The sequence below is a fragment of the Streptomyces sp. NPDC127595 genome, from assembly GCF_042671685.1.
Classification (GTDB): Bacteria; Actinomycetota; Actinomycetes; order Streptomycetales; family Streptomycetaceae; genus Streptomyces.
This window is the reverse complement of record NZ_JBHXWK010000017.1, coordinates 95552-107569: the sequence shown is the minus strand read 5'-3', so window position 1 is coordinate 107569 and position 12018 is coordinate 95552. Positions and strand designations below refer to the sequence as shown.

General features: G+C 68.9%; 10 protein-coding genes. 8 read left to right on the top strand and 2 right to left on the bottom strand.

Annotated features, from left to right (window positions below; genetic code table 11):
• The first annotated feature begins 122 nt into the window (after positions 1-122).
• From ACFVKT_RS37370 to ACFVKT_RS37340, 7 genes are all read left to right on the top strand, one after another.
• Positions 123-965, top strand: coding sequence for a nitrilase-related carbon-nitrogen hydrolase (locus tag ACFVKT_RS37370; RefSeq protein WP_385740443.1), 843 nt, complete (start codon positions 123-125; stop codon positions 963-965).
• Positions 962-2248 carry an aspartate aminotransferase family protein gene (locus ACFVKT_RS37365; RefSeq protein WP_385740440.1) on the top strand — a complete coding sequence of 429 codons (1287 nt, stop codon included), beginning with the start codon at positions 962-964 and terminating at the stop codon, positions 2246-2248. Before ACFVKT_RS37370 ends, ACFVKT_RS37365 begins: the two co-directional genes overlap by 4 nt.
• A gap of 22 nt (positions 2249-2270) precedes the next feature.
• Entirely contained in the window at positions 2271-3827 is a 1557-nt protein-coding gene (locus ACFVKT_RS37360) for a PucR family transcriptional regulator (RefSeq protein WP_385740437.1), read from the top strand.
• Between the two features lie 148 nt (positions 3828-3975).
• Complete coding sequence (locus tag ACFVKT_RS37355; protein WP_385740434.1) at positions 3976-4818, top strand: nitrilase-related carbon-nitrogen hydrolase; 843 nt, start codon at positions 3976-3978, stop codon at positions 4816-4818.
• A gap of 139 nt (positions 4819-4957) precedes the next feature.
• The gene (hydA, locus tag ACFVKT_RS37350; RefSeq protein ID WP_385740431.1) at positions 4958-6358 is read left to right on the top strand and encodes a dihydropyrimidinase; all 1401 of its coding nucleotides are present in this window, start codon (positions 4958-4960) and stop codon (positions 6356-6358) included.
• A 40-nt stretch (positions 6359-6398) separates the two neighbouring features.
• Positions 6399-7421, top strand: coding sequence for a TIGR03842 family LLM class F420-dependent oxidoreductase (locus ACFVKT_RS37345; RefSeq protein ID WP_385740428.1), 1023 nt, complete (start codon positions 6399-6401; stop codon positions 7419-7421).
• A gap of 140 nt (positions 7422-7561) precedes the next feature.
• Positions 7562-9091 (top strand): NCS1 family nucleobase:cation symporter-1, encoded by a 1530-nt coding sequence (locus ACFVKT_RS37340; protein WP_385740425.1) that lies wholly within the window; start codon positions 7562-7564, stop codon positions 9089-9091.
• A 223-nt stretch (positions 9092-9314) separates the two neighbouring features.
• Here ACFVKT_RS37340 and ACFVKT_RS37335 read toward each other — a convergent pair whose 3' ends face one another.
• Positions 9315-9767: a hypothetical protein gene (locus ACFVKT_RS37335; RefSeq protein WP_385740422.1), complete on the bottom strand. Its 453-nt coding sequence runs from the start codon at positions 9765-9767 to the stop codon at positions 9315-9317.
• Positions 9768-10273: 506 nt separating this feature from the next.
• On the opposite strand from ACFVKT_RS37335, the gene ACFVKT_RS37330 reads away from it, so the two are divergent.
• Positions 10274-10906 (top strand): DUF4232 domain-containing protein, encoded by a 633-nt coding sequence (locus ACFVKT_RS37330; protein WP_385740419.1) that lies wholly within the window; start codon positions 10274-10276, stop codon positions 10904-10906.
• Positions 10907-10931: 25 nt separating this feature from the next.
• Here the strand turns inward: ACFVKT_RS37330 and ACFVKT_RS37325 are convergent, their stop codons facing one another.
• Positions 10932-11996, bottom strand: a complete 1065-nt coding sequence (locus tag ACFVKT_RS37325) for a biotin/lipoate A/B protein ligase family protein (RefSeq protein WP_385740416.1) — start codon at positions 11994-11996, stop codon at positions 10932-10934.
• Between the last annotated feature and the right edge of the window lie 22 nt (positions 11997-12018).

Sequence of the window (12018 nt, the reverse complement as noted above, 5' to 3'; positions counted from 1 at the left end):
CGACTCAGCGGGTTAACGACGATGGTCTTGGCAAGGCTGTTCAGTGGGCTTACTTTCGAGCCTCTACCGCCTTTGTCTACGGGCGTAGAAGCTCTCTGACGTCCCTGTCGAAGGAGCAGCTCATGGCCAACGTCGTACGCGCCGCTCTCGTCCAGGCCACCTGGACCGGCGACACCGCATCCATGGTCGCCAAGCACGAGGAGCACGCCCGCGAGGCGGCCCGGCAGGGCGCCAAGATCATCGGCTTCCAGGAAGTCTTCAACGCCCCTTACTTCTGCCAGGTCCAGGAGCCCGAGCACTACGCCTGGGCGGAGCCGGTGCCGGACGGGCCCACCGTCACGCGTATGCAGGAGCTCGCCCGGGAGACCGGCATGGTCATCGTCGTGCCCGTCTTCGAGGTCGAGCAGTCCGGCTTCTACTTCAACACCGCGGCGGTGATCGACGCCGACGGCAGCTACCTCGGCAAGTACCGCAAGCACCACATCCCCCAGGTCAAGGGCTTCTGGGAGAAGTACTACTTCAAACCGGGGAACCTGGGCTGGCCCGTCTTCGACACCGCGGTGGGCCGCGTCGGCGTCTACATCTGCTACGACCGTCACTTCCCCGAGGGCTGGCGTCAGCTCGGCCTCAACGGCGCCCAGCTCGTCTACAACCCGTCGGCGACCTCCCGCGGCCTCTCCTCCTACCTCTGGCAGCTGGAGCAGCCCGCCGCGGCCGTCGCCAACGAGTACTTCATCGCCGCGATCAACCGGGTCGGCGAAGAGGAATACGGCGACAACGACTTCTACGGAACCTCGTACTTCGTCGACCCGCGCGGCCAGTTCGTCGGCGAGACGGCGAGCGACAAGACCGAGGAACTCGTCGTCCGCGACCTCGACTTCGACCTGATCGACGAAGTGCGCCAACAGTGGGCGTTCTACCGCGACCGGCGTCCCGACGCCTACGAGGGGCTGGTGCAGCCGTGACCGACCTGTACGCGCGCCACAAGGCCGTGCTGCCCGAGTGGCTCGCCCTCTACTACGAGGACCCGATCGAGATCACCCACGGCGAGGGCCGGCACGTCTGGGACGCCAAGGGCAAGAAGTACCTCGACTTCTTCGGCGGCATCCTCACCACCATGACGGCGCACGCGCTGCCCGAGGTGACGAAGGCGGTGAGCGAGCAGGCCGGGCGGATCATCCACTCCTCGACCCTCTATCTCAACCGTCCGATGGTCGAACTGGCCGAGCGGATCGCCCAGTTGTCCGGCATCCCGGACGCCCGCGTCTTCTTCACCACCTCCGGCACGGAGGCCAACGACACGGCCCTGCTGCTCGCCACGGCGTACCGGAAAAGCAACCAGATCCTGGCGATGCGCAACAGCTACCACGGCCGCTCGTTCACCACGGTCGGCATCACCGGCAACAAGGGCTGGTCCCCGACCTCGCTCTCACCGCTCCAGACGCTGTACGTCCATGGCGGCGTCCGCACCCGCGGCCCGTACGCGCATCTCAGCGACGCCGAGTTCATCGCGGCCTGTGTCGCCGACCTGGAGGACCTGCTCGGTCACGTGCGGCCGCCGGCGGCCCTGATCGCGGAGCCCGTCCAGGGCGTCGGCGGTTTCACGGCGCCGCCCGACGGTCTGTTCGCGGCCTTCCGCGAGGTCCTGGACCGGCGCGGCATCCTCTGGATCGCCGACGAGGTGCAGACCGGCTGGGGGCGTACGGGCGAGCACTTCTGGGGCTGGCAGGCGCACGCGGATGCCGGCCCGCCCGACATGCTCACCTTCGCCAAGGGCATCGGTAACGGCATGTCCGTCGGCGGTGTCGTGGCGCGCGCCGAGATCATGAACTGCCTCGACTCCAACTCCATCTCGACCTTCGGCGGCTCGCCGGTCACGATGGCGGCGGGGCTCGCGAACCTCACGTACCTCCTCGAACACGACCTCCAGGGCAACGCCCGGCGCGTCGGCGGTCTGCTCATCGAGCGGCTGCGGGCGATCACCGCGCAGGTGGACGGCGTACGGGAGGTCCGCGGCCGTGGACTGATGATCGGCGTCGAGCTGGTCAAGCCCGGCACGGATGAGGCTCATCCCGAAGGAGCCGCGGCCGTGCTCGAAGCGGCCCGGGACGAAGGCCTGTTGATCGGCAAGGGCGGCGGTCACAACACCAGCGTGCTGCGGATCGCGCCGCCGCTGACCCTCACCGTCGCGGAGGCGGAGGAGGGCGCGGCGATCCTGGAGCGCGCGCTGAGGTGTATCACCCCGTAGGACCGAGTAAGGGAACGTCGCCATGACCACCGCCTTGGAACCCGCGCTTTCGGTACGCCAGGTCCTCAACCTGGACCGGGTGCTCGCCGGAGAGCCCGAGGTGGTGGCCGGGGCGAGCCAGCTCGACCGGGCCGTGCGCTGGGTGCATGTCGCCGAGGCCGCCGACGTCGGTGTGATGCTCACGGGCGGTGAAATGGTGCTCACCACCGGGGTGTTGCTCGCCGGCGACGTGGAGGCGCAGGCCGAGTACATCCGTTCGCTGCACCGGGCGGAGGCCGCGGCCGTCGTCCTCGGACTCGGCCGGGCCTTCCCCACGCCGCCGGACGTGATGCGCAGGGCGGCCGAGCGGTGCGGGCTGCCGATGGTGGTGCTCCACCGGCCCTTCCCCTTCGCCGAGTTGACCGAAGAGGTCCAATCCCGGCTGGTCAGAAGCAAGTTCGCGGCTGTGAGTCTCTCCGAGGCCGTACGGACGGCGCTGACCGGACTCATCACCTCGGGCGCTCCGCTGCAGCGGATGCTCGACGAGATCGCCGGGCACGCCGCCTGTCCCGTCGTCGTCACCAACGTCGCCCACCGGGTCCTCGCAACTGCCGGGGAGCGGTCCGCCGTGGACGACGTGCTGCGTGACTGGGAGCGCATCTCCCGGCAGGCGGGCGGCAGCGAGGGCGACGGGTGGATCAGGGCCGAACTGGGCGGACGGGGGGAGCGGTGGGGCCGCATCGTGCTGTGCGGGTACCGCGGTGACGCCGCCACCGGGCGGCTGCTCGCCGACCGGGCCGCCGAGGCCCTCGTCCTGCACCGGATGCTCTCCGGCTCCGTGCACACCTGGGAGGAGCAGTCCGCGCAGAGCCTGCTGACCGACCTGGTGAGCGGTGTCGTACCGGCCCGGCAGTTGCTGCCACGGGCCCGGGCCGCCGGGCTGCCCGTCAACCGGCGAGCGTTCGTTCCGCTGGTGGTGCGTGACGGTGACCCGACTGAACTCGACCGTCTGCTGCGCCTGTTGGGGCTTCCGGGGCTGGTCGCCGAGCTCGCGGACGGGGCCACCGCCGTGCTGCTCAGCCTCGCCCGGGACCAGGACGCGGAGGCGCTGGCCACGCACTTCGCCGTACGGCTGCGGCACGAGAGCGGGGCGCCCACGACCGTGGCCGCCGCGTCCCCCCGTACGGCATGGGACGACGTGCCCGCGGGCCTGCGTGAGGCGCTGCACGTCGTCGAGGCCGCCGCCGACGCCCCCGCCGACCAGGAGCGGCCGGTGCTCCTGCGGCTGCGGGACGTCCATCTGCGCGGCCTGGTACGGCTGTTGCGGGACGACCCGGACGTGCAGTCCTTCGCCGAACGGGAGCTGGACGGCCTGCTGTGCGGCGCCGACGCCGAGTCGGAGCTGCTGCCCGTGCTGCGGACGTATCTCGCGACCGGCCGCAACAAGTCCCGCACGGCACAGCTGCACCACGTCAGCAGGCCCGCGCTGTACCGCCGTCTGGAGGCGATAGAGGCCCGCCTCGGCGTCGACCTCGACGACTTCGAGCAGGCCGCCTCCGTACACATCGCGCTTCTCGCGCACGACGCGCAACAACGATGAAACATCGCACGGCTCAGGTGAAACATGGGACTACGAGGAGGTGACACCGTGGAACGGCAGAGCACTTCAGACGTGACACGGTGCAACTCAAACCCGGCTCCAGGACTTCCTAGGCTCCTCGCACACCGAGCGATGACCGGAGGTCCCGATGAGCAGAGTGATCCGAGCCGCCGTCTTCCAGACCGCGTGGACCGGCGACAAGGAATCGATGATCCAGGTCCACGAGCAGGCGGCCCGCGACGCCGCCGCGCAGGGGGCCCAAGTCCTGTGCTTCCAGGAGCTGTTCTACGGGCCGTACTTCTGCCAGGTCCAGGACAAGGCGTTCTACGAGTACGCCGAACAGATCCCCGGAGGCCCGATCGTCCAGCGCTTCCAGGCGCTGGCCAGGGAACTGGGCATCGTCCTCGTCCTGCCGATGTACGAGGAGGAGCAGCCCGGCGTCCTGTACAACACGGCGGCGGTGATCGACGCCGACGGCTCCTACCTGGGCAAGTACCGCAAGACCCACATCCCCCAAGTGGAGGGATTCTGGGAGAAGTTCTACTTCCGCCCGGGCAACTCGGGCTGGCCGGTCTTCGACACCGCCGTCGGGAAGGTCGGTGTCTACATCTGCTACGACCGGCACTTCCCGGAGGGCTGGCGTGCGCTGGGCCTCGCGGGCGCCGAGATCGTCTTCAACCCCTCGGCCACCTCGCGCGGTCTGTCCGGGTACCTGTGGCAGCTGGAGCAGCCGGCCGCGGCCGTCGCCAACGAGTACTTCGTGGGCGCGATCAACCGGGTGGGCGTCGAGGAGTACGGCGACAACGACTTCTACGGGACCTCCTACTTCGTGGACCCGGAAGCCCAGTTCGTCGGCGAGGTGGCCGGCGACAAGGAGACGGAGCTCGTCGTCCGGGACCTGAACCTGGCCAAGCTCCGCGAGGTGCGCGACCGGTGGCAGTTCTACCGGGACCGCGCTCCCGGGGCGTACGGGCCGCTGACGGCTCCGTAGCCGCGTCGAACTCCGCGGGCCCGGCTCACGGGGGGCCGGGCCCGCGGGACCAATTTCCGTACCAGGGAACAGCGTTGATCTCGGTTCTCGACAGCTTCGGTGTTCCCCCAGTGCACGTACGACCGGAAGGAGAGGGAGCATGAGCCGTACCGTCATCCGTGGTGGCCTCGTCGTCACCGCGTCCGACGAGATCCATGCCGACGTCCTGATCGAGGACGGCCGGATCGCCGCTCTCGCCGCCACCGGCACCCCGGCGGCCGACGCGTGGACGGCCGAGCGGACCATAGACGCCACCGGCAAGTACGTCATCCCTGGCGGCGTCGACGCACACACCCACATGGAGCTGCCCTTCGGCGGCACCTTCGCCTCCGACACCTTCGAGACGGGCACCCGGGCCGCGGCCTGGGGCGGCACCACCACCATCATCGACTTCGCGGTGCAGAGCGTGGGCCACTCGCTGCGCGAGGGCCTCGACGCCTGGAACGCCAAGGCGGACGGCAAGTGCGCCATCGACTACGCCTTCCACATGATCGTCTCCGACGTCAACCAGGAGACGCTCAAGGAGATGGACCTGCTGGTCGAGGAGGGCGTCACCTCCTTCAAGCAGTTCATGGCCTACCCAGGCGTCTTCTACAGCGACGACGGCCAGATCCTGCGCGCCATGCAGCGCTCCGCCGAGAACGGCGGCCTGATCATGATGCACGCGGAGAACGGCATCGCGATCGACGTGCTGGTGGAGCAGGCGCTTGCGCGAGGGGAGACCGATCCCCGCTTCCACGGCGAAGTGCGGAAGGCGCTCCTCGAGGCCGAGGCTACCCACCGTGCCATCAAGCTCGCGCAGGTGGCCGGGGCGCCGCTGTACGTCGTGCACGTCTCGGCGCAGGAGGCGGTCGCCGAGCTGGCACGGGCGCGCGACGAGGGCCTGAACGTCTTCGGCGAGACCTGTCCGCAGTACCTCTTCCTGTCCACGGACAACCTGGCCGAGCCCGACTTCGAGGGCGCGAAGTACGTCTGCAGTACGCCACTTCGGCCCAAGCAGCACCAGGCCGCTCTGTGGCGCGGGCTGCGTACGAACGACCTCCAGGTCGTCTCCACCGACCACTGCCCCTTCTGCTTCGTGGGCCAGAAGGAGCTCGGCCGCGGCGACTTCTCGAAGATTCCCAACGGGCTGCCGGGCGTCGAGAACCGGATGGACCTGCTCCACCAGGCCGTCGTCGACGGGCACATCTCGCGCCGCCGCTGGATCGAGATCGCCTGCGCGACCCCGGCCCGGATGTTCGGCCTGTACCCGAAGAAGGGCACCATCGCGCCGGGCGCCGACGCCGACATCGTCATCTACGACCCGCACGCCGAGCAGGTCCTGTCGGCCGAGACACACCACATGAACGTCGACTACTCGGCGTACGAGGGCAAGCGGCTCACCGGCCGGGTCGAGACGGTGCTCTCGCGCGGCGAACACGTCATCACCGAGCGGGAGTTCACCGGACGCGCGGGCCACGGCGTCTACACCCCCCGCTCCACCTGCCAGTACCTTCTCTGAACCTTCTCCGTACCTTCTCCGAGCGACCAGGAGTGGCGCCATGGACTTCGGACTCGTCCTGCAGACAGACCCCCCTGCCTCCCGCGTCATCGACCTGATGAAGCGGGCCGAGGGCAACGGCTTCACGTACGGCTGGACCTTCGACTCCGCCGTGCTGTGGCAGGAACCCTTCGTGATCTACAGTCAGATCCTCGCGAACACCGAGAAGCTGACGGTCGGTCCGATGGTCACCAACCCGGGCACCCGCACCTGGGAGGTCACCGCCTCCACCTTCGCGACCCTCAACGACATGTACGGCAACCGCACGGTGTGCGGCATCGGACGCGGCGACTCCGCGATGCGCGTCGCCGGACGCAAGCCCAACACGCTCGCCCGGATCAGCGGTGCCATGAAGGTCATCCGAGCCCTCGCACGTGGCGACGAGGCCGACCTCGGCGGCACCGTCATCAAGTTCCCCTGGGTCAGGCCGGGCGCCGAACTCCCGGTCTGGATGGCCGCGTACGGGCCCAAGGCCCTGAAGATGACCGGCGAGGAGGCCGACGGGTTCATTCTCCAGCTTGCCGATCTGTACCTCACCGAGTACATGGTCAAGGCGGTGAAGGACGCGGCCATCGGCGCGGGCCGTGACCCGTCCGAGGTCAAGATCTGCGTGGCGGCGCCCGCGTACATCACCGAGGACGACTCACCCGAGGCGCTCGCCCACGCCCGCGAACAGTGCCGCTGGTTCGGCGGCATGGTCGGCAACCACGTCGCCGACCTCGTCTCCAAGTACGGCGAGCACTCCGCCGCCGTACCCGACGAACTCACCGAGTACATCAAGGCCCGTGAGGGTTACGACTACTCGCACCACGGCCGCAGCGACAACCCCGACACCAAGTTCGTGCCCGACGAGATCGTCGACCGGTTCTGTCTGATCGGCACACCCGAGCGGCACATCGAGAAGCTGAACGCACTGCGCGCCCTGGGCGTCGACCAGTTCGCGGTGTACGACATGCACGACGCGCAGGAGGCCACCATCGACGCGTACGGGACGAAGGTCATCCCGGCCGTCAACGGTCAGTAGCACGGGGGTCCTTGCGGATCCCCCCTTGTTCTCCCCTTCCCGCTTCCCGCCGTCCCGGGAAGGGGATCAGGGCGCTCCCCGCGCCCCCCAAGTCGCCCCGCACGGCCTTTCCCGTCACTCCTCACTTGATTGGCCTGCCCATGACCGAGACCGTCCCCACCGACAGTCCGCCGCCCGCCGCCCAAGTCACTCTCCCGGACGGCCGGGTGGAGATAGCCCCCGGCGCGCCCGTGCCCAGCGGTCCCTATGCCAACGAGGACCTGCTGCCGGTTCCGATCGAGAAGCGGACCTGGACCACGTACAACTTCTCGGCGCTCTGGGTGGGCATGGCCCACAACATCGCTTCCTGGACCCTGGCCTCCGGTCTGATCGAGGCGGGCATGGACTGGAAGCAGGTCCTTTTCACCATCGGCCTGGCCAACCTGATCGTGCTCGTCCCGATGCTGCTCACCGGGCATGCGGGTCCCAAGTACGGAATTCCCTTCCCGGTCTTCGCCCGCGCCTCCTTCGGCGTCCGCGGTGCCAACCTGCCGGCTGTCGTACGGGCGTTGGTGGCCTGCGGCTGGTTCGGCATCCAGACCTGGATCGGCGGCGAGGCGATCTTCTTCCTCGCCGGGAAGCTCTTCGGTGACAGTTGGGCCAATGCCGGCCAGGTCGGCGGCTACGCCTGGACCATGTGGCTGTCCTTCGCGATCTTCTGGGTGATCCAGGTCGCCATCATCTACCGGGGTATGGAGACGATCCGCCGCTTCGAGAACTGGGCGGCGCCCTTCGTGCTCGTCGGCGCGGGCGTGATGCTGTGGTGGATGAGCGACAAGGCGGGCGGCTTCGGCCCGCTGCTCGACCAGCCGTCCAAGCTCGGCTGGGGCGCGGACTTCTGGAAGGTGTTCGCCCCCGCCCTCATGGGTGTCATCGGCTTCTGGTCCACGCTGTCGCTGAACATTCCGGACTTCACCAGGTACGGGAAGAGTCAGAGGGCCCAGACCTGGGGCCAGGCGCTCGGTCTGCCCACCACCATGACGCTCTTCGCGTTCCTGTCCGTGATGGTCACCTCGGGCTCGCAGGCGGTGTACGGCGAGCCGATCTGGAACCCGGTCCAGCTGGCCGCCAAGACGGACAACGTCTTCGGCATCATCTTCGCGCTGGTCACCGTGCTCGTCGCGACCCTGTCGGTGAACGTCGCGGCCAACCTGGTCTCACCGGCCTTCGACTTCTCCAACATCGCGCCCAAGAAGATCAGTTTCCGCGCCGGTGCCTTGGCGACCTGTGTCCTCGGCGTACTGATCTTCCCGTGGAAGCTGTACTCCGACCCGCAGGGCTACATCTTCACCTGGCTCGGCCTGGTCGGCGGTCTGCTCGGCACGGTCGCGGGCATCCTCATCGCCGACTACTGGATCCTGCGCCGCACCAAGCTCGACCTCGCCGACCTGTACAGCACGGGCGGCCGCTACTGGTACGACGGCGGCTGGAACTGGCGGGCCGTCGTCGCCTTCGTCACCGGCGGTGTGCTGGCCATCGGCGGCGCCGACTTCCATCCGCTGATCGACGGGCGGCCCATTCCGGCCCTTGAGTCGCTGGCCGACTACGGCTGGGCGGTCGGTCTCGGCACGTCGATGGTGCTGTATCTGTCGCTGATGCTGGCGCGCGGCCGGCGGAAGGTGGCTGTCTGATTCAGAGGCACTTGGGCGGGGCTGGCCCCTTTGGTGACGGTCGGCCCCGCTGTGCTTTGACGGCTTTTAGCGTCGGCTCGGCTGTGTTCTGACGGCTTCACGGGTCAGCTCGGTTGCTGCTTGACGGCTTTGAGGGTCGGATCGACTGCGCTTTGACGGCTTTGAGGGTCGGATCGACCGCGCTTTGACGGCCTTGAGAGTCGGCTCGGCTGTGTCTGACGGGTCAGCTCTGCTGTGTCTTCTCCAGTGCCGCCACCGCGTCCTTGGCGGCACTGATGGCCCCCTTGTTGATCACATCCGCGCTGGGTGACTTCTTCGTCTCGAAGTCGCTGCCGTTGTACGTGATGACAATCACGGCGTTGGACGCGCGGACGACCACCACTCCCTCGCGGGTGTCCTGCTTGTCCTCGGAGGTGAGGTTCACGACGGAGTAGGCCGTGTCGCCGACGCCGGGGACGGCCCCTCCGCCGCTCTTGTCAGCGACGCGCTCCTTGTAGGACGTCTCCGCCGCCGCGTCCGACTCCTTGATCTCGTACGAGACGTCGAGCCAGCGGTAGTCGAACCCCTTCAGCGCGTTCCAGGAGCAGGTGCGGCGGACCGACTTGTCGGTCGACGCGATCTCCTGACCGGCCGTCTTGGCACCCGGGACCAGCGCCTTGATCGTCTTTTCGGTCACGCTGACGCAGGGCGCGGGGGACGCGGCGTACGTTTTTGTGGCCGCGGACGTCGAGGGTGCGGACGCCGAATCCGTGGGCTTTTGCGACGATTTGTCCGCAGCGGCGGTCGGGGTCGCGGCAAGCGGACCGGACGTCAACGCCCAACCCGCCGAGGCGAGCAAGGCGACCGGCAGCAGGCGCGCGGCGAGAGCGAGCGGCAAAGGAAGAGAACTCACGGCGCACTTCTCGTGGGGGACGGTGCGGAGGTGGCCCGCACTGCGGACGGGGACGCCAGTGTCACACGAGTCCCTGTGGGGCGGAAGTGCGAACTCGCTCTGTGCCTGTGCGGTGACAGTGACTCACTGTCGAGGGACTGTGGGGCTCGTCACCTGTGCGTGCGCCGACGTGGCGTGCGGTGGGCGGGTTCGCAGGCTGCGCCCAACTGCCTCTGCAATACGGGAAGTCGTGAGGTTCGCCGCTTCGCCGCTTCACGGCTCGCGTCGAGGCCGCATGCCATCATCGGCGGGTGATCGCGATACGTCTGAAGCCGACCCGTGGTGCCGTCCTCGCCTGTCTGCTGGCGCTGACCGCGAGCGGGTGCGGGTTCTCCGCCGAGCTGGACCGCGAACTCAACCCCGAACGGACGCCCACGCCTTCGGAGACCCGGGCCGCGCCACCGCCCGTGTCCGCGACGCCCTCGTCCGCGCCCTCGGTATCGGTCCAGCCGGTGAGCGGCTGCCCGTCATCCGGTCTGCGTTTCGCTGCCGGTCCCATCGACGGGGCCATGGGGCTGCGGGTCATGACGCTCTCCGTGACCAACTGCGGCGAGCAGCCGTACGAGCTGAACGGCTACCCCTCCGTCAGCGTCCTGGACGAGGCGGGCGACCCGATTCCGGGCGTGCGCACGATCGAAGGGACGAAGGGCGTGCCCATGGCGTCGGAGGACTCCGGCCCCGAGCCCTTCACCCTCGGACCGGGCGAGACCGCCGAGGCGGGGCTGGTGTGGCGGATGGCGGCCGAGGACGGCACGTACCTCCGCGTCGCGCCGGACAAGGTGCGGGGCGCAGTGAACGTACGCCCTGAATGGCCCCTCGACATCGGCCCGGAGAACATACTCGGTACGCATCCGTGGGCCCCTGCCCCGAATTCGGCCTCCTGAAGGCGATGATCTACCCGGCCCCCGCCTACGGCACCCGGCTCGTCCAGTCCGGCGACCCGAACTTCGTCCGCGCCAGGTCCTCGGCGCGCGCCAGTTCCTCCGGTGTCACCTTGCCGTCCGTGAGGCCGTACCGGCCGCGGAAGGAGTCGATCATCCGCTCGATGACCGCCTCGCGCGCCAGGCCGGTCTGCCGGCGCAGCGGATCCACCCGCTTCTTCGCGCTCCGCGTGCCCTTGTCGGAGAGCTTCTCCCGGCCGATGCGCAGTACTTCGAGCATCTTGGCGGCGTCGATGTCGTACGCCATGGTCACGTGGTGGAGCACCGCGCCGGGACCGCCGCCCGGGCCGACCATCCGCTTCTGCGCGGCGCCCGCGACCTTGCCGGCCTCGGTGGCGATGTCGTTCAGCGGCTGATACCAGGCCTTGATGCCCATGTCACCGAGCGCGCCGAGCACCCAGTCGTCGAGGTACGCGTAGCTGTCCTGGAAGGACAGCCCCTGGACGAGGGCCTCGGGCACGGAGAGCGAGTACGTGATGGTGTTGCCCGGTTCCACGAACATCGCGCCGCCGCCGGAGATCCGCCGTACGACCTCGATGCCGTGTCGCTCGGCGCCTGCCGGGTCGACCTCGTTGCGCAGCGACTGGAAGCTGCCGATGATCACGGCGGGTGCGGCCCACTCCCACACGCGCAGCGTCGGCGGGCGGTGACCCGCGGCGACCTCGGCGGTCAGGACCTCGTCCAGGGCCATGTGCAGCGCGGGGGACTGGGGGCCCTCGTGGATCAGCTGCCAGTCGTAGTCGGTCCAGTCGGTGGCGTGCGCGAGGGCCCTGCGGACGGCGATGGCGATGCCCTCCGAGGACAGGCCGTACATCACCGTGCCTTCCGGGAGCGCCGTGTCGATACGGGCGGCCAGTCCTGCCGCGTCGGTGTCCGCGGGGGCGCCGTTCAGCGCGTGGTTGACGGCGTCCAGCGCCTCGTCCGGTTCGAGGAAGAAATCGCCCGCCACGCGCGCGCGGCACAGCACTCCGTCCGCTACGTCCAGATCCACCACGACGAGCTTGCCGCCGGGGACCTTGTACTCACCGTGCACCGATCCGCCTCCGTTGTCCGCT